Origin of the sequence: Enterococcus sp. DIV0806c (assembly GCF_051710905.1) — a bacterium.
Taxonomy (GTDB): Bacteria; Bacillota; Bacilli; order Lactobacillales; family Enterococcaceae; genus Enterococcus_B; species Enterococcus_B mundtii.
The window spans coordinates 2,152,906-2,172,143 of record NZ_JBIOLO010000001.1 but is presented as its reverse complement, the minus strand read 5'-3'; the positions used below and the strand labels follow the sequence as shown (position 1 = coordinate 2,172,143).

Here is a 19,238-nt window from a genome sequence, read left to right as displayed (position 1 = left end):
AAATTAGCAAGACATCAAGCGTTCAATTTTCCAGCGAAATCTAGATACGCATCTAAAATCGTTTGGAAGAAATCAACGGTTCCTTGGATAATGTTGCCATCTTCATCAAGTAAGTTAGTGATATTTCCGATATACGCTTCTGGTTGTTGTAATGTTGGGACATTTAAAAAGACTAATGATTGACGTAAGTGATGATTTGCGCCAAAACCACCGACTCCACCAGGAGAAGCAGTGACCACTAAACCAGGTTTTTTATCCCAGACACTTTGACCATAAGGACGAGAACCAACATCCAAGGCATTTTTCAATACAGCTGGCACTGAGCGGTTGTACTCAGGAGTAACAAAGATCACGCCGTCTAGATCTTTGACTTCTTCACGGAAACGTGTCCATTCTGTAGGTGTTTGCTCAGGTGTTTCGATATCTTCGTTATAAAAAGGAAGGTCATCGATTTTTACAAATACGCTCTCGTATCCTTCCGGTAATAAGTCCGCAAAAGTTTCTGCAACTTTCTTATTGTATGAATCTTTTCTTAAACTTCCGATGAAAAAACCAATTTTTTTTGTCATAAAACAATTCCTCCTTTAATCTTTCTATATTTATCTTACAAAAAATAAGTAAACTGAGCAAATAAAAACACTTGGGTTATTTTAATGTAGAGTCGAAAACAAAAGAAATGCTTATGGATAGGGGATTTACAAGCTTCCTATGTTCAACCTTGATGATTCAAAAAAGTAAGAAGAAATCCATGGAAAAGGACACTAACGACTTAAAGAAAGAATAAAAATAGAAAAAAATCAGACTGTAAAGAAAAAAAGCTTTACAGGGTAAAAAAAAACTGGTACACTACATCTTGTGAATAAAACAATGGAGGTGGAAATATATAATGGCAGTTAAAATCCGTTTAAAACGTATGGGTTCTAAAAAGAGTCCTTTTTACCGTATCGTCGTAGCTGATTCTCGTTCTCCTCGTGATGGACGTTTCATCGAAACTGTAGGTACTTACAACCCTTTGAAAGACCCTGCAGAAGTAGTTTTAAAAGAAGATTTAGTACTTGACTGGTTATCAAAAGGTGCACAACCTTCAGATACAGTACGTAACATCCTTTCAAAAGAAGGCGTTATGAAAAAACATCATGAAGCTAAATTCTCAAAGAAATAAGGTGACCGGATATGAAAGATTTAAGCGACTTAGTCTTAACAATCGTTCGTCCGTTAGTTACTTATCCTGATCAAGTCCAGCTAGAAGTCGTTGAGTCGGAAGATTTTTACGAATACAATCTAACTGTGGCTCCCGAAGATATCGGTCGTATCATCGGTAAACAAGGGCGCGTTGCGAAAGCAATCCGCACGATCGTTTACGGAGTACGAATCAATGCACCGAAAAAAGTGCGTTTGAATATCATCGACAATAAAGAATAAACTGTTTCGTTTTCGCGAAACAGTTTTTTTTGTGTTCTTTAGAGATCATATTTGGCAAAAACAGGTACAAAGCGTATCCTTAATAGTAAGAGAGGAGTGTTTCAAATGAAAAAAATAGGTTTGATCAGCTTATTCGCTGTCGCTTTACTCGGTGCTTGTCAATCACCAAGTGAAACGAGTCAAGAAACGACAACTGAAACAGTTCGTACGACAGAAACAACTACTTCAAAGGAAGAGATAGGGTCATCTTCCGTAAGTAGCAATGAGACAGCATCATCAGCTGAAACAAGCACGAGCACACAAGAAAATTCGACGCAAACTGCCTTTGAGCAATTGCAAAAAGAGTATCCAGACACACCGATGCCAAAAGAGATCCCAGTTGGGTCATCTAACTTGAACATCGCAGCAACGATGACAAAACAAGGCTTTTCTGTCTTATACTATCAATCAGAACAAGCACTACCACTAAACGACGCCTTATTGAACCAAGCAGAACCAATCGCTTCTTACCTTTATCAAGATGACTTTGCATCTTCCCAAGAAACACTGAACACGATTCAGCCATTTACGGTCGATACTGGAGGAAGACAAGTCGATCTCGGTTATAACATCGTCGGTTATCAACAAGGTGCTGCAGGTTCTTCGATTCTTGAATGGCAAGAAGGAAATTGGCGGTTACGAATACGTGCCAGCAATATTGACGGACAAGATCCTGTACCTTTGGCGAAACAGATCGTGACTTACTTGGAATCTGCCCGCTTACCTGCACCGGAAAAAGTCGGAACGATCGAAATCAATATGACCGACGGCACCAATCAAAATACTCGGATCATTTGGCAACAACCAACCACTGTTTATACGATCACGAATCAAGATTCGATGAATGCATTAAAAATGGCTGTTTCCATGGAACAACAATAAAAGAAGACTAGAATTGCCAAGAACCACATGCTAAAATAGACAGGAAACGATAGAACACTCTGAGTCCAAAAGCAAATCGTGACCAAGCAGAGTGACAAGAATCATGAAAGAAATGAGGACAAAAGTTGACTGAATATCTAAACGTTGGCAAGATTGTCAATACCCAAGGAATCAAAGGCGAAGTCCGTGTCATCTCAACCACAGATTTCCCTGAAGAACGTTACAAAAAAGGTGAAGTTTTGACACTCTTCCAAGAAGGAAAAGCTCCTGTAGAATTGACTGTAAAAAGTCACCGTAAACATAAAAACTTTGATTTACTCAGCTTTGAGAATCATCCTTCCATCAATGACGTTGAAAAATACCGTGATGGTATCTTACGTGTATCAAAAGAAAACTTAGTTGAATTGACAGAAAATGAATATTACTACCATGAAATCATTGGCTTGAAGGTCATTGATGAAAACGAAAAAGAACTAGGAAAGATCAAAGAGATTTTATCTCCAGGCGCAAATGATGTTTGGGTCATCCAACGACCAAAGAAAAAAGATGCACTGATCCCGTATATCGATTCCGTCGTTCAAGAAGTCGATCTTGAAAATGGCTTGGTTCGTGTGACATTATTAGAAGGATTGATCGATGATGAAGATTGACGTGTTGACTCTGTTTCCGCGAATGTTTGAAGGCCCGATGGGGGAATCGATCATTGGTAAAGCAGTAGCAAAAGAATTGTTAGAAATCAATGTTTCTAATTTCCGTGAGTATTCGGACAACAAACACCAAACGGTCGATGACTATCCTTATGGTGGTGGAGCAGGGATGTTATTGAAAGTCCAACCCATCTATGACAATATCAAAGCCATCGAAGAAAAACATCCAGAGACTAAGAAACGGGTGATTTTACTTGATCCAGCTGGTCAACCGTTCAATCAAAAAATGGCAGAAGAATTTTCGGAAGAAGAGCACCTGATCTTTATTTGTGGCCACTATGAAGGCTATGATGAGCGCATCCGTTCGCTCGTAACTGATGAAGTCTCATTGGGAGATTATGTACTGACCGGTGGAGAGTTAGGTGCCATGGTCATGATCGATGCGACCGTTCGGCTATTGCCGGATGTTTTAGGTAATCAAACATCTGCCCAAACAGACTCGCATTCTACTGGCTTGTTGGAACATCCTCAATATACGAGACCAGCAGAATTCAAAGATATGAAAGTACCAGAAGTATTGACCAATGGTAACCATAAATTGATTGAAGAATGGCAACTAAAAGAATCCTTACGCCGGACATATCTTCGACGTCCAGACATGTTAGAAAAATTAGACATGACACCGCAAATGGAAAAAATGCTAGCGGAGATCAAAAAAGAAGAAGCTTGAGTTGCAACAAATAAATGAAAATTTTCTTTACACTCACCATAGAATATGATAGTATTCTATGGTGAGTGTAAAAACACTTAACTATTACGATGTTCCGCTGTGAGAAATTACTCATAAGAATGTTTGGAATAAGGAGAAGAAAACAATGAATCCATTAATCGAAGAATTAACAAAAGAACAACTACGTTCTGACATTCCAGCTTTCCGCCCTGGTGACACTGTACGTGTTCATGCGAAAGTTGTCGAAGGTACTCGTGAACGTATCCAGTTATTTGAAGGTGTTGTAATCAAACGCCGTGGTGCTGGAATCAGCGAAACTTATACAGTACGTAAAGTTTCTAACGGTGTAGGCGTTGAGCGTACATTCCCATTGCACACACCACGTGTTGCAAAAATCGAAGTTGTCCGTTACGGTAAAGTACGTCGTGCGAAATTGTACTACCTACGTGCATTACACGGAAAAGCAGCTCGTATCAAAGAAATCCGTCGTTAATTTCTTATTATCAGACAGAAGAAGAACCCTTGAATTTTCAAGGGTTCTTTTTTATCGTTCGAAATCTGTTTACGCAAGTCTATCAGCTATGCTATAGTAAAAATGAAATCAAACGAAAGAAGGTGAGTATAATGAAAAAAAATATCAACCAACCGAAGCTCTTTGTGAACTTGAATTTATCATACTCACCATGGATCGTTGTCTAGTATTGATCGTAAATGCTGACGATAGTGATTGAATGTTGATAACTTTGTGATTTCGCAAATGAGCGGGTCATGAAGTTTTTTTATTTCTAACTATCAAAGGAGTATCAATATGACAACAAATAAATATCATGTTTCACTGATTCGTGGAAGAGTTACAATTAGTTATGGAAGTAGTTATCAGATCCTAAGCAATGATCAAGAGATCTCAGCTAAATTATCTGGTTCTTTAAAACACCAATCGACTTCTCAAAGTGAGTTACCTGTTGTTGGCGATTGGGTGAAATTTCAACTGTTACCTGATAATAAAGGTATTATCCATTCCGTTGATGAACGTTTCTCAAAGTTTTCTAGAAAAACAGCAGGAAATCGTTCCGACGAACAGATCATCGCAACGAATATCGATTGGCTCTTTATTGTCAGTAGTTTGAATAATGATTTCAATCTGCGAAGAATCGAACGCTATTTAGTTGCTGGTAAACAAAGTGGCGCAAAACCAATAGTCATTCTTACGAAAGCTGACTTATGTCCGACGATTGACTTATTTCTCGTGCCACTTTATACGTTAAAAACAGATATTATTGTGACTAGTTTTGACAATGAACAAGGTATCCAACAAATCGCAGACTTATTAGCAGACGGAAAAACGGGCGCACTTGTTGGTTCCTCCGGCGTGGGGAAATCAACCCTCGTCAATCGGTTGATGAAGGCTGAAACAATGCACGTTTCAGTAATCAGAGAAGAGGATGATAGAGGCCGCCATACAACGACACATAGAGAATTACTCACGTTACCAACCGGTGGTTTTTTGATCGATACTCCAGGGATGCGAGAATTCCAACCATTTCAAGAAGAGCAGTTAGATAGCCAATTTGAGGATATTGTTCAACTCTCTTTCAAGTGCCGATTCAGGAATTGTCGGCATAATCGCGAAAAAGACTGTGCAATCAAGCAAGCAATCGACAGTGGAGAGCTATCAGAAAATCGCTATAGGAACTATTTGAAATTGCAGAAAGAACTGCTCTTTCAAGAAAAGAGAATCCGTGAAAAGGAGAAGCTGAAGAACAGAAGAAAAAGAAAATAGCTCACGGTAAAATAATATCGCTCTAAAGAAGTAACCACAGCCTAAAACGTTCGATACGTTGGCTGTGGTTACTTTTTTTAAAACTAGATACAAAGAAATAAATAATTAAGACGGACGGCTACGGATAGCTGCTTGAGCCACAGCTAATCGAGCAGCTGGAATCCGGTAAGGAGAGCAGGAGACATAGTCGATTCCAATGGCTTGAAAGAAGGGAATGGATTGAGGGTCTCCACCGACTTCACCACAAATGCCGATCGTCATCGTTGGTTTGGTTCGTCGTGCATTAGAAACAGCGAGTTTGATCAATTGACCAACACCTTGTTGATCCAAATGTTGAAATGGATCATGGGTCATGATCGCTTTTTCTTGGTAACGATTGATGAATTTTCCAATATCATCTCGAGAAAATCCATAGGTCATTTGAGTGAGATCATTTGTACCAAAACTGAAGAAATCAGCTTGTTCTGCTAATTGATCCGCAATCAAACAAGCGCGAGGTAACTCGATCATCGTACCGATCTCGTAAGAAAATGGTACGATGTTTTGTGCGTTGAAAGTTGCTTCGATCGTTTCGATCAATAAAACTTTAAGGTGCATTAGTTCTTCTTTTTCAGCAATCAATGGGATCATGATTTCTGGAACAACTGGTATCCCTTCTTGTACTAGCCGAATCGCACTTTGAATGATTGCTTTGACTTGCATCTGATAGATTTCAGGTGTAGTGATCCCTAAGCGACACCCACGGTGACCTAACATCGGATTGGTTTCTTTCAAGTACTCGATCTTTGCTGTCAGCTCATTGACTGATCGGTTCAGTTTGTCTGCTAAATTCGCAATGTCTGGTGCCTCATGGGGAAGAAACTCGTGCATCGGTGGGTCAAGTAGGCGAATAACCATTGGTTTATCTCGGATCGTTTGGAACATCTGATAAAAATCATTTTCTTGAAATGCCAGCAATTTTGTCAAAGCTGTTTCCATTTCTCGGTGATCTTCTGCTAAAATCAAGCGGCGCATTTCTAAAATACGATCTTCTCCGAAAAACATATGCTCGGTTCTTGCTAAACCGATACCTGTTGCCCCAAAATCAAGAGCAGTGGTTAAATCAGTTAACGTTTCAGCATTGGCACGCACTTCTAAGTCGGCGAGTTCATCCGCCCAAGATAAAAATAAAGTAAGGTCCTGATTGTTTTCAGCGATAACTGTAGGAAGTTCCCCTAAGTAAATCTCGCCTGTATTGCCATTGACGGAGAGAATCTCGCCTTCTTTTAGCCGAATGTCATTTGTTGTTACAGTTTTTGCTTCTTCGTCGATCGTCAAGGTTTCCGTACCAGTCACGCAACAAGTACCCATCCCACGAGCGACGACAGCGGCATGAGAAGTCATCCCGCCACGACTAGTGACGATGGCTTCACTAACGATCATTCCTTCGATATCTTCTGGAGAGGTTTCTTGGCGAACTAAGATGACCTTATTTCCTTGTTCATATAGTTCTTTTGCTTTTTCGGCTGTGAAGACGATCTCACCTGTGGCAGCACCGGGACTTGCAGGTAAGCCTTGAGCAAATGGTGTTGCTTGATCGAGAGCTTCGGGTTTAAAAATCGGATGGATCAACTGGTCGATCATTTCTGCTTCCACTCGCATCAAAGCCTCTTCTTTTGAAAGAACGTTCTCGTCTACTAAGTCAGTCGCAATCTTTAAAGCAGCTTTAGCTGTTCGTTTGCCATTTCTCTTTTGTAAAATAAATAGCTTTCCCTGTTCAACGGTAAATTCGATATCTTGCATATCTTTGTAATGAAGTTCTAGCATTTGTGCGTAGTGCAAGAAATCTTGGTAGACATTAGGTAATCGCTCACTAAGCTCTTGGATCGGTTGAGGCGTGCGAATGCCAGCGACAACGTCTTCTCCTTGTGCATCCAGCAAAAATTCACCAAAAAGCTGATTGTCACCTGTAGCGGGATTTCTGGTAAAGACGACACCTGTACCGCTTTCATTTCCGCTATTTCCAAAAACCATTTCTTGGACATTGACAGCCGTGCCTAAATGATGAGAGATACCATGTAACTCTCGATAAACGTTTGCTCGTGGATTGTTCCAAGAGTGGAAGACCGCTTGGATTGCTTCTTTTAGCTGATCCATAGGATGTTGAGGGAAAACTTTATTATGTTTGATAAATAGCTCTTTATAATTTTTGATCAATGCTAACTGTTGTTGTTCGTTGAAATCATTAACCGTTTTATTGATTTCTTTTTCTGCATTTGTGAGTAGAAGATTGAATTTTTCTTTGGGGATACCGTAGACGACATCGCCAAACATTTGCAACAAACGACGGTAGCAATCATAAGCAAAAATCAAACTGGTTTGTTCAGCCAGAGCATGGACACGTGAATCATTTAGACCTAGATTGAGGATCGTATCCATCATACCAGGCATAGAAAAGACTGCACCACTCCTTACAGAAACTAGCAATAGCTCATCATCGTTCGTAAATGACTTGTTTGTTTTTACTTCTAGCCGTTCGATAGCTGTTTGAATCTCTGTTATCAATTGTTGATCAAAGAAAGCGGTATTTTTAAGATAGCGCATACAACTTTCTGTAGTCAGGGTAAAGCCAGAAGGAACAGGCAATCCTAAGTGAGTCATTTCCGCTAGATTTGCACCTTTTCCACCCAATAATGCTTTATCTTTGCTTCTGCCTTCTTTAAAGTCATAGATCCATTTTACCATATGATAAGCCTCCATTGATTTAATGTGAGTCATTTATATTGTAAACACATCTTAATATGACTCATATATATCTGTCAATAAGAATAATGAAACACAAATTTATTTTGAAATCGGTTTATATATGTGTATAATAAGAAATGAAGATGAGGGAGGGAGAGAAAAAGCACAAATGAAATTGAGTGAACGACAAAAAAAGATCATCGAGATCGTCAAAGAGACACAACCTGTCAGCGGAGAAAAAATTTCTGAACTCTTAGATGTTTCAAGAGCGACACTGCGGTCGGACTTATCCTTTTTGACAATGTCTGGGATACTGGAAGCTACGCCGAAAATTGGTTATACGTATACAGGTTCTGACCTAGAGACGCTTTTTTTCTTTAAAACATTCACAGTCAAAGTGGATGAGATCATGGTGCCACCATTGCTGATTGATTTGAATACTTCGATCCGTGATGCGATCACGACATTATTCGTGTATGATGTTGGCTCGATTTATGTGATTGACGGAGAAAAACAATTGGTGGGTGTATTATCTCGAAAAGATTTGTTGAGAGCTTCCTTAAATACTGAAATCGATCATACGCCGGTCGCTCTTTGTATGACACGAAATCCGCATATCAGAACTTGCACGAAAAAAATGGATTTATTGGAAGTAGCGACGATCCTTCAAGATTTTGAAGTTGACTCTCTGCCAGTGGTTGATGAAGCAAATGAGCGAAACGTAATCGGTAAGATCACTAAATCAAAAGTATTGAATTTTATCACTCAGCAAGCGAGAAATGCTGAACGAAATCGATAGGGGGAGTTTATCCATGCAAAATGAAGTCATTGTTTATTCTATCTCAGATTCACTAGGTGAAACGTCGCAAAAGTTATTATCCGCTGTGATGGTCCAATATCCTAACTTGGTGTTCCATAATAACTATAAATTTCCTTTTGTGAATCAGAAGGAAGAGCTGTTGCCGATTTTAGCAGATGCTTTACGTGATAAAGCAATTGTGATCAGTACACTCGTGAATCATGAACTATCGGAAGTGGCAAAATCTTTTAGTCGGAAAACTGGTTTACTCTATATCGACTTGATGCATCCTCTTTTCGAGATCATTCATGCAAAAACTGGGATGCAGCCCATTGAAGAACCAGGGGCTGTCCACAAGTTGGATACTGAATACTTCAATCGGATTTCTGCCATCGAGTTTGCTGTAAAATATGATGATGGAAAAGATCCTAAAGGTTTTTTAGATTCAGATGTCGTACTTCTAGGTGTTTCCCGAACGTCAAAAACACCTTTAAGTATGTATCTGGCAAATAAGGGGTACAAAGTGTCCAATCTGCCATTGATCCCTGAAGTACCATTACCCAAAGTATTAGAAGAAGTAGACAAAAGTAAAATCGTTGGTTTGACTTGTCATCCAGAGAATTTAGTGAGAATCCGGAGCAATCGCTTAGATTCTTTAGGTTTGCATCAATCGTCAAGCTACAACAATTTAGAAACGATCCACAAAGAATTGGCTTACTCGCAAGAGATTTTTGATCACTATGGAAATTTTGTCATTGATGTGTCGGATAAATCGATTGAAGAAACTGCTTTTATCGTTGAACATCATTTGAAAAGCTTGAAGTGAGGAATGAAATTAAACGCGACCTATGTAAAGATCATTTGACTTTACATGGGCCGCTTTTTTAATTTATTACTCTTTGATGAACGTATTGATTTGTACAGAAAGTTTTTTAGTCGCTTTTTTGATTTCTTCTTTTGCTAGGATCGCTGAAACCACAGCAAATCCTTGGACGGGGCAAGTTTTGAATTCTGCAATCGTTTGTTCGTTGAGACCACCGATCAAAACAACAGGGATCGAAACGTGTTGAAGAATCTTCTTGAGTTCATTTTTAGATACGATGATGGCATCTGTTTTAGTAGCGGTTGGGAACATCGTCCCGACACCTAAATAATCTGCCCCAGCTTGTTCAGCGGAAATTGCTTGGTCGAGGGTTTGGACGGAAGCGCCGATGATTTTTTCAGGTCCAATCATTTTTCTCACCACAGCCACAGGTAGATCTGTTTGACCGACATGAACACCTTCTGCATCACAAGCTAACGCAATGTCTACTCGATCGTTGATGATCAATGGAACATTGTATGGTTTAGCTAATCGTTTCAACGCGATCGCTTCCTCATAAAAATCTCGTGAATTGGCTTTTTTTTCTCTCAACTGTAAGACAGTGATACCACCTTCAAGTGCTTGTTGCACTGCTTTTTGGAGTGTTTTCTTTTTCAGCAGTGACTGATCGGTCACTAGGTATAAGGAATAGTTGATGTCATTTTTCAAGATAGTTTCCTCGCAGTAGTAATGTTTCCCGATCAATGCGGCTGATTTCATCAATCAATGCGATCCGAAAACTTCCCGTACCAGCCGTTTGTTCCAACGCAAGCTCACCAGCAATCCCCATGGTAAGAACAGCTGTGGTTGTGGCGTGAAAAAGATCTTCAGGAGAACCCCCACAAAAGCTAGCAATCAATGAAGTGAGCATACAGCCAGTGCCAGTGATCCGACTCATTTCAGAACAACCATTGTGCACTAAGATTTTACGTCGCCCATCAGAAATCACATCTGTCGCACCGGTGATCACTACGATACATTTGTGAGCGGTTGCTAATTGATCAGCAATCTGTTGGGCTTCTTCAATGGAGCTTGCATCGTCTGCCGAGGCATCAACACCTTTCGTCGTGCTTGCGATTCCCACTAAAAAGCGGATTTCTGAAATATTGCCACGAATCACTGCACATTTCAAGTTTTCCATGATCGTTTTTGCTGTTTGATTACGAAACTGTGAAGCCCCTGCACCGACTGGATCAAAAATAATCGGGATACCTTTTTCATTGGCTGTTTGCCCAGCTAAAAGCATCGAAGCTACGGTACGTTCATTTAAAGTACCCATGTTTAGTACCAATACCTGTGACATTGCTGTGATTTCTGCTACCTCTAACGCTTCATCAGCCATGATTGGTGAACCACCGATTGCAAGTGTGACATTCGCACAATCATTGACTGTTACATAGTTCGTGATATGGTGGACCAAAGGATTTTTCATACGGACCGTTTCTACAGCTGTTTTTAAAAATGTATTCATTGACTTTGTTCCTCCTTAAGACCATTGCGATAGAGTGAATAGAAATGATTGGTTGGGCCATGACCTTCGCCCAATTCTAGTGAATGTGCGATTGCAGTAGTGATATATTTTTTTGCCTTGGAAATTGCTTGGTCTAATGGTACGCCCAAAGCGAGTTGTGAGGCAATCGCTGAAGAGAAGGTACATGCAGCGACCCCCAAAAGTTAGACCAAAAAATCTAACTTTTGGGGGTCGCTATTTGTATGGCAAAATATCATTTTGAATTAAAGATAAAAATCGTTAAAGAATATCTTAGTGGCGGGGGTGGGTATCGGCATCTTGCCAACAAATATGGTATTTCAAACAAGACACAAGTAAGTAGTTGGGTGAATACCTATCGTGAATACGGAGAAAAAGGTCTATTCAGAAAGCGTCAAAAGCAGAAATATTCTGTTCAATTTAAGTTAAATGCGATAGAGTTATATCAAACAAGTGAGATGTCCTATCGAGAAGTTGCCAACGCTTTAGAAATGAGCAACCATGCGCTTATTGCCAATTGAATGCGCAATTTCAGAGAAGCGGGTATTGATGGACTCTCAAAAGAGAAAGGGCGACAACTTACTTTGACTAGAAAAAAAGAAAATACAATAACTGAAGAACGCGAACGTATCAAGGCATTAGAAAAACAAGTCCGATCCCTTCAAATTGAGAATGCCTTTTTAAAAGAGTTGAGGAAGTTGCGAAAACAGGAAGCCCAGCAAAGACGCAAGAATCAATCGCACGAATCATCGCCAGCCTCCGAAGATCATTCAAACTAGTTGAGCTTCTTGAAACATTGAAATTTCCTAAAGCAACCTATATGTATTGGCAGAAACGGTTTGACAGACCAAACCCAGACCAAGAAATTGAAGAAAAAATGCTTGAAATTCGCAAAGAACATAAAGACTATGGCTGTCTGCGACTAAAAAAAGCATTAGAGAATCAAGGGGTTCATGTCAATAAAAAGAAGATCCAACGTCTGATAAAAAAACTAGGTATCGAAGTAAAGTCTTACACTCGAAAATCTCGACGGTACAATTCTTATCGTGGGAAAGTTGGCACTGTCGCCAAAAATCGTATTCATCGTCGGTTTTATACAAGTATCTGTCACCAAAAAATTACAACTGACACCACAGAGTTTAAGTATTATGAAGTAGATACCACAGGTATCGTTCGTCAGAAAAAGCTGTATTTAGATCCTTTCATGGATCTCTACAATAGTGAAATTATATCTTATCGGATTTCTGAAAAGCCAAACGCACTAGCTATAATGGAAGGATTAGAAGAAGCAATCCAGATAACAAATGATTGCCCATTTCGTAGAACCTTCCATTCAGATCAAGGATGGGCCTATCAAATGAATGCTTATAAGAATAAATTGAAGCAGCATAAAATCTTCCAGAGTATGTCTCGTAAAGGAAATTGTTTAGATAACTCACCTATGGAAAACTTCTTTAGTCTATTAAAGCAAGAGATTTTTTATGGAGAAGTCTATCGGAGTTTTGATGAATTGAAAACAAAAATTGACCAATATATTTATTATTACAACCATAAACTCATCAAAAAGAAATTAAATTGGCGAAGTCCGGTTCAGTTTCGAGAAGCTGTAAAAACAGCTGTCTAACAGTTAATTTTATCGTACAAAAAAGGAGTGGATTTCTCCACTCCATAAAAGTCTAACTTTTTGGGGTCACTACAACAACCAGTGCCATGGGTGTTTTTTGTGGCGATTCGTTCAGACGTATAGGAGTAAATATTTTCCCCATCATACAATATATCAGTGGCTTCACCTGAGCGATGCCCTCCTTTGATCAAAACTGCAGAGTGACATCTTTCATAAATGGCTTTTGCTGCTTGTTCCATTTCTTTCAGTGAAGTAATCGAGCGATCTGCGATTTTTTCTGCTTCTGGAATATTTGGGGTGATCAAAGTAGCTAATGGTAAGACGTTTTTAATCAATGTGTCGATTGCTTGTGGCTCCATCAAGGCATCGCCATTTTTTGCATACATCACAGGATCTAGTACAATATTTTTAGGTTGCCATTCTTGTAGACTGCTTGCGACAGCTAACATCGTATCTGCACAAGACAACATACCGATTTTGACTGCATCAGGATAGATGTCCTCGAAAACAGCTGTCATTTGTTCATTGATAATTGTTGGTGCGATGTTTTGGTATGAGATCACACGAACGGTATTTTCAGCGACTACTGAGGTGATCACAGACATTCCATATACACCATGAGCGGCAAATGTTTTTAAATCGGCTTGGATACCGGCGCCCCCGCTACAGTCTGAGCCAGCAATACTTAGTACTTTTTTCATCAGATTCCTCCTTAAAATAGAAAAAAGACATTCTTCCAGTATAGAAGAATGCCTTGATTGTTTCGATTTCGCATCAACAAAAAGGACATTTGCTCCCTACGCTGGTATCAACCAACAGGTTCAAAGGGTCAGGTTTTACCTTCTCAACGCGATAACGTCCCCCTGCAAACAAAATCATATTTAGTTACGAACCAATGATATCTGAAAAAAGCAGAAGATTCAAGTTTTACAGGAGCAAGCCTACATTGAGTAGCTAAAAGAAACAGTTTACTTTCTTTCGAAGTAGCGTTCTTATCTGAATTGCTAGTGCGTTTCTCAAAATGGTATACTAAAGAAAAACGATAGAATATTCTAAGTGTACTATGCAATATATCAAAGCCAGACTTTTGGAGGAAATCTCATGACAGAGTTAAGTAATCTACCGAATATAGGGAAAGTATTAGAAGAAAATTTACGAAAGATTGGTGTGACAACGGAAGAACAATTTAAAGAAAAGGGAGCGGAACAGATATTTTTTGAAATTCGTCAAAAGGTGGACAGTGGCGCCTGTCTCCATATGCTATATGGAATCGAAGGAGCGAGAAAAGGCAAGCCTGTGCAAGCTTTATCAAAAGAGGAAAAAGAAAAGTTAAAGCAATTCTATCGAAGCCTATGCTAAAAAAATAAGCAATGAAATCTGGACATGGTGGCTAGTTCCGGATTTCATTGCTTATTTTGGTGTACCTTTTTTAAAAAAAGTTAATTGTTATAGACAGATGAGCAATCATTTTATTTTACTTTTCTGTTCAACATAATCGATAAAGTTAGAAAATATGAAGTGATTAAAAAAATATATTTGTGAATTTAATAACATTGTTGAGTTTTTTTATAACTTCAAATAGAAATATACATAGCTTGAAAGAAGCAATGGAATTAATTTAATTTAATAAACAAGATAACTTAAACCAAAAATAGAACATATTTAATTACTGTTTTATTGGCATTCTGAGGATTAGGTATGTAAAAATTCATACAATTTTAATGTTTAATTTGTTATAATTTACTTGAGATTAAGATATTTATCATCTTTATAAACTGCTAAAAACAGCTGATTAATTAAAAAATAACAATTTCAAAGGATAATCTAAGGCTTTTATATTTTTTGTAATATTAATAATAAATTAAAAGCGAATGGAACATCACAACTAAATAGAGAGGCAGGAGTTTAAATTTATGATCGAGTTTATTATCATTATTTTTTTCGGAAAAAGGGGGTTTAATAAATAGAGGTATATGCGATTTTTATTGTTCATCATTGAGCAATTTAAAGTGTTAACACAATATGGTTATTGACTTCATGCCAGAATGGAGGATCATTATGAAAAAGATAGTATCGTGTTTTATTGTTTTTCTTGTATTTGTAGGGTTCAACCCAAATGTTTCTGCGGCAACTTCAGGAGTCAATTCAGAAGTGTCTTATTCTGCAAATGGCATTGATTATTATGACGTCGGGGAAGATGAAATGATCCCGTGGCGCTTTAATGGTGCACAAATCAATCCTGGAAGTTCTCCAGGGATTTTTTCAACACAAGTGAAGCTATTATCTCAAAATCAACAAAGTGGTGTGGCAATGGTCATGGTTGATCTAAGTACGCTAGATAATACTGATGCGGAAAGAAGAAATCCTAGTGAGATGGAGCTGGAAGTTTTTCTAAATGGGACCTCATTAGGAAAATATCAGGTCGGCGAGCTATTCAGTCATACGAATCCATACCTAGATCCAAGTGTACGTATGATCGGAGTTCCATTTTCCATCGAAGGTGAAATCGGTGATATAAATACACTTGAAATTCATGTTTCACTACCTGTAGATGCATCCAATGCTTCGCGAGTAGCTGAAATTAGCGTAAATGCCTCATTTACACCAATTGAATCCTATACGGTGAGTTATGTCGATGGCGTGGAGAATGAAGTTGTATTCGAGGATCAAACATTCAAACGTATTGAACCAGGAGCTACGACACCTACTTTTGGTGAAGAGCCAACAAGAAAAGGTTATACATTCGCTGGTTGGAGTCCAACCGTCAGTGAGACAGTAACTAGCAACGCAATCTATACAGCCATATGGGAACCCGTTCCGACTTATCAGGTCAACTATACAGACGGTGTACCAGATGAGGAAATTTTTGCAGATCAAGTCTTTAAAGATTTAGTCGCCGGTTCTGCGACACCCACATTTAGTGGGCAACCTACAAGAGCTGGGTATACATTTAAAGGATGGGATAAAGCAGTAACTGATACAGTGACTGGTGATGTAACTTACACAGCTATTTGGGAACCTGTGATTCCACAAACCATCAATTACCAAGTGATCTATACAGACGGTGTAGAAAATCAAACTGTTTTCGATAATCAAGTGTTTTCAGATTTGACTAAAGGCGTAGCAACTCCGGCGTTTAGTGGAACGCCATCAAGAGAAGGCTATAAATTCATCGGTTGGACGCCAACTGTCAGCGAGTTTGTTGAAGGTGATATGACTTATACCGCACAATGGGAAAAATTGCCAAAAATCATTGAGCCTGTGTCACCACCAATCAAACAAGCAGAGGTAAAGAAAGTGAGTGAAACAGTCAAAACGACTGAAATAACTAAAGCGATAACAAAAGTAATGAATAAGGAACAAGTCACGTATACTAAAACCCCCATCAACCATTCAAGAAAAGTCAGACAGCTTCCGAAAACAGCAGAACAATCGATGTACTCGAATATCTTGGTTGGCTTGGGTATGATCATAGTCTTTATAGTAGCAATATACTGGTTGAAACGTTCAAAATCAGAAGGTAGCCGATAAAACTGAAAGATAATGCTCATGTAAAAAAATAGAATAGAGCAAAGAACTAGTAAATAAAAAAAGCATCACTTATAAAAAGACATTAAGTCAGATTTTTTTTGGAAACTCAAAAAAAGTCTGGCTTAATTATTTTCCTCTACGTAGCTATACTGAAAGCGTAAACAAAAAAAGGGGTGATCGCTTATGACAAATTGGCTGAACATTGAGGGGAAAACGATTATTGTAACCGGAGGATCTTCTGGTATCGGGAAAAGTATCGTCGAAAGTTTATTGGAACAACATGTCAATGTAGCAAATTTTGATATTAAAGATTCGACACTTAAACATCAACGATTATTGTTTGTAAAAACCAATATAACATTACGACAAGAGGTAGAAGCTGGAGTTGCAAAAGTAAAGGATCACTTTGGTACGATCGATGGGTTGGTCAACAATGCAGGAATCAACATTCCGCGCTTATTAGTGGATAAAAAGCACGCGCACGGGGAATATGAATTATCCGAGGAAGTCTTTGACAAAATCATCGCAATCAATCAAAAAGGTTTGTATTTGATGACTCAAGCAGTAAGTAGAATTTTAGTTGCTAAAGGAGAAGGAGTTATCATCAATATGTCTTCTGAATCAGGACTTGAAGGTTCAGAGGGACAAAGTGCTTATGCGGCAACGAAAGCCGCTGTCAACAGCTTTACTCGATCTTGGGCAAAAGAGTTAGGAAAATCAAATGTTCGGGTAATAGGGATTGCTCCAGGAATTATGGAGGAAACCGGACTACGCACACTTTCTTATGAAGAAGCCTTGGCCTATACTCGTGGCATCACGATTGAAGAGCTTAGGGTAGGTTATGCCAAAACAAGCACGATTCCATTAGGTCGAAGCGGGAAATTAAAAGAAGTCGCTGACTTAGTTAGTTACTATCTATCTGATCGTTCGAGTTATATCACTGGAGTAACCACAAATGTGGCCGGAGGAAAAACTAGAGGATAAAAAGTGGGGGAAGTAAATGACGGTAGTGAACAGATGGTATCAAATTCTACAATTACTGGTTACCCACAAAGAAATGAGAATCGGCGGGTTGAAACAAAAGCTGAATACAAGTACGCAAACGGTGAAAACCAGCATTGAATCTTTAAACGAAGAATTGATTGGAATTGCAGAAATCGTTCAACATAAGAATGCTTTTCATATCGAAATTGAAAATTTTGAAAAATTTGACTTGATAATGAACGGCAGTTTGAAGCGGAAGAGCGATTTTAATTCTTGCAGTAAAAGAATTTTCTTTATTCTCAAGAAGCTGATCGAGCAAAAAGATTTTTTGCTGATCGATGATTTGTCAGAAGCATTAGGGGTCAGCCGAAGTACTGTCGTCAAAGATCTACGAGTGATGAAAAAACTGATTTCCTCTTTTGATGTCGAAGTGATTGGCACGCCGAATCGTGGACTGCGTATGCGTGGAGAAGAACTGGATCTACGACTGTTACACCTTCATTATGTACAAGAATATTTTGCAGAACGTCCATTATCAGAACGCACACAAGACTTCGTAGAGCACTTAGTTCAAAAATTTAATTTACCTAAAAATCAGGGTCTTCTTTTGAAAAAAACGATTTCTATTACAATGAAACGACTCCTTAAAGGAAATATACTGGTAGATTTGCCAAATGAGTATATGGACCTTATGACGAGTCATCCTGCTTTTGTCGAATTGATCCATCATTTGGAATATGAATATAGCATCACACTAAGCCAAACAGAACAAGCTTTTCTTAGTTTTCCTCTTAATATAAGTGCTATCGTTGGCATGGATAAGTCTACTATTGATGAGCAAAAAATCGAACAGTTATTTCAACAAATGATAGAGAGAATCCATAAAAATTTACTAGTAGAATTTGATGAAACCTTCTTAGTTCATGAAATAAAAGAGCATTTCATTTACATGCTCAATCGTTTGATTTTTCGAATAGAGCTGCAAGATCTGTTCTATGGTGAAATCGAATCCCAATATCCTCTAGCCTATGAACTGGCAAAAATTGGTCTACAGCAGATTGGGGAGCAGTTACAACGAGTGGTTCCGACTGTAGAAATCAGCTATATTGCCTTTTATTTTGAACTTGCATTGAGGAAACAAACCAGTAATAACGAACACAAAGAAATTGCAATTGTCTGTAATACCGGAAAAGGAACAGCTTTGATTATTCGCCGTCAATTGGAACGGGTTTTGGGTCCTCAAATAAGCATGGTCCATTTTTCTGAGGAGGAGTATCAGCAGGAAGACTTAGACCAATATTTTGCTGTTTTTACAACCATTCCTCTGAAAAATGTAAAGAAACATACGCCAATCATTCGATTGATCAATCTATTCAACGAAACTTGGTTGCAAGAAGAGTGGCGTAAAGCAGAAAAGTTGAGAGCTGCAAATGTTCATCACTTAAAACTAGATTTTGAGATTTTAAATGAAAAGAAACCCTACAAACAAAATCTTGATCATATGCTTGAATCTCTTGAGAGCAAAGGCTTAGTCGATCAAGAATTTAAGGAGCAATTGTTTATTAGAGAAAAGTTAAGGAGTACGATTTTTGAATATGGAATTGCTTTTCCTCATGCCATCAATAAAAAATGGCTGAAATTATTTTATCAGTGGGGATCTTTAGGAAAGGGATCTCCACGATCAACGGACAAGTGCAAGTCGTCTTGTTGTTAGCCATTCCACAA

Annotated in this window: 19 protein-coding genes, 1 pseudogene and 1 riboswitch; of the genes and pseudogenes, 14 read left to right on the top strand and 6 right to left on the bottom strand. The window is 38.6% G+C overall.

Annotated elements, in window-relative coordinates:
* Window positions 1–14: 14 nt before the first annotated feature.
* A complete protein-coding gene (locus IGK77_RS10165) occupies window positions 15–569 on the bottom strand; it encodes an NADPH-dependent FMN reductase (RefSeq protein ID WP_066025729.1) in 555 nt (184 codons plus the stop codon).
* A gap of 317 nt (window positions 570–886) precedes the next feature.
* Here IGK77_RS10165 and rpsP point away from each other — a divergent pair, with 317 nt between their 5' ends.
* From rpsP to rsgA, 7 genes are all read left to right on the top strand, one after another.
* Window positions 887–1,162 carry a 30S ribosomal protein S16 gene (gene rpsP / locus IGK77_RS10160; RefSeq protein WP_010735006.1) on the top strand — a complete coding sequence of 92 codons (276 nt, stop codon included), beginning with the start codon at window positions 887–889 and terminating at the stop codon, window positions 1,160–1,162.
* An 11-nt stretch (window positions 1,163–1,173) separates the two neighbouring features.
* On the top strand, window positions 1,174–1,422 hold the full coding sequence (locus IGK77_RS10155; protein WP_010735007.1) for a KH domain-containing protein: 249 nt from the start codon (window positions 1,174–1,176) through the stop codon (window positions 1,420–1,422).
* Between the two features lie 105 nt (window positions 1,423–1,527).
* Window positions 1,528–2,343, top strand: coding sequence for a hypothetical protein (locus IGK77_RS10150; RefSeq protein ID WP_074799517.1), 816 nt, complete (start codon window positions 1,528–1,530; stop codon window positions 2,341–2,343).
* Between the two features lie 125 nt (window positions 2,344–2,468).
* The gene (rimM, locus tag IGK77_RS10145; RefSeq protein ID WP_010735009.1) at window positions 2,469–2,993 is read left to right on the top strand and encodes a ribosome maturation factor RimM; all 525 of its coding nucleotides are present in this window, start codon (window positions 2,469–2,471) and stop codon (window positions 2,991–2,993) included.
* A complete protein-coding gene (trmD, locus tag IGK77_RS10140; RefSeq protein WP_169823226.1) occupies window positions 2,983–3,720 on the top strand; it encodes a tRNA (guanosine(37)-N1)-methyltransferase TrmD in 738 nt (245 codons plus the stop codon). Before rimM ends, trmD begins: the two co-directional genes overlap by 11 nt.
* Window positions 3,721–3,865: 145 nt before the next feature.
* Window positions 3,866–4,213 (top strand): 50S ribosomal protein L19, encoded by a 348-nt coding sequence (rplS, locus tag IGK77_RS10135; RefSeq protein WP_002286913.1) that lies wholly within the window; start codon window positions 3,866–3,868, stop codon window positions 4,211–4,213.
* Between the two features lie 315 nt (window positions 4,214–4,528).
* The gene (gene rsgA / locus IGK77_RS10130) at window positions 4,529–5,500 is read left to right on the top strand and encodes a ribosome small subunit-dependent GTPase A (RefSeq protein ID WP_081355915.1); all 972 of its coding nucleotides are present in this window, start codon (window positions 4,529–4,531) and stop codon (window positions 5,498–5,500) included.
* A gap of 105 nt (window positions 5,501–5,605) precedes the next feature.
* Here rsgA and ppdK read toward each other — a convergent pair whose 3' ends face one another.
* Window positions 5,606–8,224, bottom strand: coding sequence for a pyruvate, phosphate dikinase (ppdK, locus tag IGK77_RS10125; RefSeq protein WP_074799515.1), 2,619 nt, complete (start codon window positions 8,222–8,224; stop codon window positions 5,606–5,608).
* Between the two features lie 169 nt (window positions 8,225–8,393).
* On the opposite strand from ppdK, the gene IGK77_RS10120 reads away from it, so the two are divergent.
* A complete protein-coding gene (locus tag IGK77_RS10120) occupies window positions 8,394–9,023 on the top strand; it encodes a CBS domain-containing protein (RefSeq protein WP_074799514.1) in 630 nt (209 codons plus the stop codon).
* A 13-nt stretch (window positions 9,024–9,036) separates the two neighbouring features.
* A complete protein-coding gene (locus IGK77_RS10115) occupies window positions 9,037–9,849 on the top strand; it encodes a pyruvate, water dikinase regulatory protein (RefSeq protein ID WP_074799513.1) in 813 nt (270 codons plus the stop codon).
* A 66-nt stretch (window positions 9,850–9,915) separates the two neighbouring features.
* Here the strand turns inward: IGK77_RS10115 and thiE are convergent, their stop codons facing one another.
* Genes thiE through IGK77_RS10100 form a run of 3 tightly spaced genes read right to left on the bottom strand, consistent with a single transcriptional unit; the run spans window position 9,916 to window position 11,556 of the window.
* On the bottom strand, window positions 9,916–10,554 hold the full coding sequence (gene thiE, locus IGK77_RS10110) for a thiamine phosphate synthase (RefSeq protein ID WP_074799512.1): 639 nt from the start codon (window positions 10,552–10,554) through the stop codon (window positions 9,916–9,918).
* Window positions 10,544–11,356: a hydroxyethylthiazole kinase gene (gene thiM / locus IGK77_RS10105; RefSeq protein ID WP_074799511.1), complete on the bottom strand. Its 813-nt coding sequence runs from the start codon at window positions 11,354–11,356 to the stop codon at window positions 10,544–10,546. Before thiM ends, thiE begins: the two co-directional genes overlap by 11 nt.
* Entirely contained in the window at window positions 11,353–11,556 is a 204-nt protein-coding gene (locus tag IGK77_RS10100; protein WP_081355914.1) for a bifunctional hydroxymethylpyrimidine kinase/phosphomethylpyrimidine kinase, read from the bottom strand. The genes thiM and IGK77_RS10100 overlap by 4 nt, the downstream gene beginning before the upstream one ends.
* Before the next feature lie 42 nt (window positions 11,557–11,598).
* Here IGK77_RS10100 and IGK77_RS10095 point away from each other — a divergent pair.
* Window positions 11,599–12,998 (top strand): annotated as a pseudogene (locus tag IGK77_RS10095) (IS3 family transposase).
* Here the strand turns inward: IGK77_RS10095 and thiD are convergent.
* On the bottom strand, window positions 12,995–13,699 hold the full coding sequence (gene thiD, locus IGK77_RS10090; protein WP_256209250.1) for a bifunctional hydroxymethylpyrimidine kinase/phosphomethylpyrimidine kinase: 705 nt from the start codon (window positions 13,697–13,699) through the stop codon (window positions 12,995–12,997). The pseudogene IGK77_RS10095 and the gene thiD overlap by 4 nt on opposite strands.
* Window positions 13,700–13,775: 76 nt before the next feature.
* Window positions 13,776–13,873, bottom strand: a riboswitch (TPP riboswitch).
* Window positions 13,874–14,099: 226 nt separating this feature from the next.
* Here thiD and IGK77_RS10085 point away from each other — a divergent pair.
* The 4 genes from IGK77_RS10085 (at window position 14,100) to IGK77_RS10070 (ending at window position 19,227) form a co-directional block, all read left to right on the top strand.
* Window positions 14,100–14,357: a TfoX/Sxy family protein gene (locus IGK77_RS10085; protein ID WP_074799509.1), complete on the top strand. Its 258-nt coding sequence runs from the start codon at window positions 14,100–14,102 to the stop codon at window positions 14,355–14,357.
* A 699-nt stretch (window positions 14,358–15,056) separates the two neighbouring features.
* Window positions 15,057–16,529, top strand: coding sequence for an InlB B-repeat-containing protein (locus IGK77_RS10080; RefSeq protein ID WP_074799508.1), 1,473 nt, complete (start codon window positions 15,057–15,059; stop codon window positions 16,527–16,529).
* A 183-nt stretch (window positions 16,530–16,712) separates the two neighbouring features.
* On the top strand, window positions 16,713–17,513 hold the full coding sequence (locus IGK77_RS10075; protein ID WP_074799507.1) for an SDR family oxidoreductase: 801 nt from the start codon (window positions 16,713–16,715) through the stop codon (window positions 17,511–17,513).
* Between the two features lie 16 nt (window positions 17,514–17,529).
* On the top strand, window positions 17,530–19,227 hold the full coding sequence (locus IGK77_RS10070) for a BglG family transcription antiterminator (protein ID WP_256209249.1): 1,698 nt from the start codon (window positions 17,530–17,532) through the stop codon (window positions 19,225–19,227).
* Window positions 19,228–19,238: the final 11 nt, after the last annotated feature.

Coding starts and splice junctions, on each gene's coding strand:
- IGK77_RS10165 (WP_066025729.1), bottom strand. CDS start 569: ATGACAAAAAAAATTGGTTTTTTCATCGGAAGTTTAAGAAAAGATTCA.
- rpsP (WP_010735006.1), top strand. CDS start 887: ATGGCAGTTAAAATCCGTTTAAAACGTATGGGTTCTAAAAAGAGTCCT.
- IGK77_RS10155 (WP_010735007.1), top strand. CDS start 1,174: ATGAAAGATTTAAGCGACTTAGTCTTAACAATCGTTCGTCCGTTAGTT.
- IGK77_RS10150 (WP_074799517.1), top strand. CDS start 1,528: ATGAAAAAAATAGGTTTGATCAGCTTATTCGCTGTCGCTTTACTCGGT.
- trmD (WP_169823226.1), top strand. CDS start 2,983: ATGAAGATTGACGTGTTGACTCTGTTTCCGCGAATGTTTGAAGGCCCG.
- rplS (WP_002286913.1), top strand. CDS start 3,866: ATGAATCCATTAATCGAAGAATTAACAAAAGAACAACTACGTTCTGAC.
- rsgA (WP_081355915.1), top strand. CDS start 4,529: ATGACAACAAATAAATATCATGTTTCACTGATTCGTGGAAGAGTTACA.
- ppdK (WP_074799515.1), bottom strand. CDS start 8,224: ATGGTAAAATGGATCTATGACTTTAAAGAAGGCAGAAGCAAAGATAAA.
- IGK77_RS10120 (WP_074799514.1), top strand. CDS start 8,394: ATGAAATTGAGTGAACGACAAAAAAAGATCATCGAGATCGTCAAAGAG.
- IGK77_RS10115 (WP_074799513.1), top strand. CDS start 9,037: ATGCAAAATGAAGTCATTGTTTATTCTATCTCAGATTCACTAGGTGAA.
- thiM (WP_074799511.1), bottom strand. CDS start 11,356: ATGAATACATTTTTAAAAACAGCTGTAGAAACGGTCCGTATGAAAAAT.
- thiD (WP_256209250.1), bottom strand. CDS start 13,699: ATGAAAAAAGTACTAAGTATTGCTGGCTCAGACTGTAGCGGGGGCGCC.
- IGK77_RS10085 (WP_074799509.1), top strand. CDS start 14,100: ATGACAGAGTTAAGTAATCTACCGAATATAGGGAAAGTATTAGAAGAA.
- IGK77_RS10080 (WP_074799508.1), top strand. CDS start 15,057: ATGAAAAAGATAGTATCGTGTTTTATTGTTTTTCTTGTATTTGTAGGG.
- IGK77_RS10075 (WP_074799507.1), top strand. CDS start 16,713: ATGACAAATTGGCTGAACATTGAGGGGAAAACGATTATTGTAACCGGA.
- IGK77_RS10070 (WP_256209249.1), top strand. CDS start 17,530: ATGACGGTAGTGAACAGATGGTATCAAATTCTACAATTACTGGTTACC.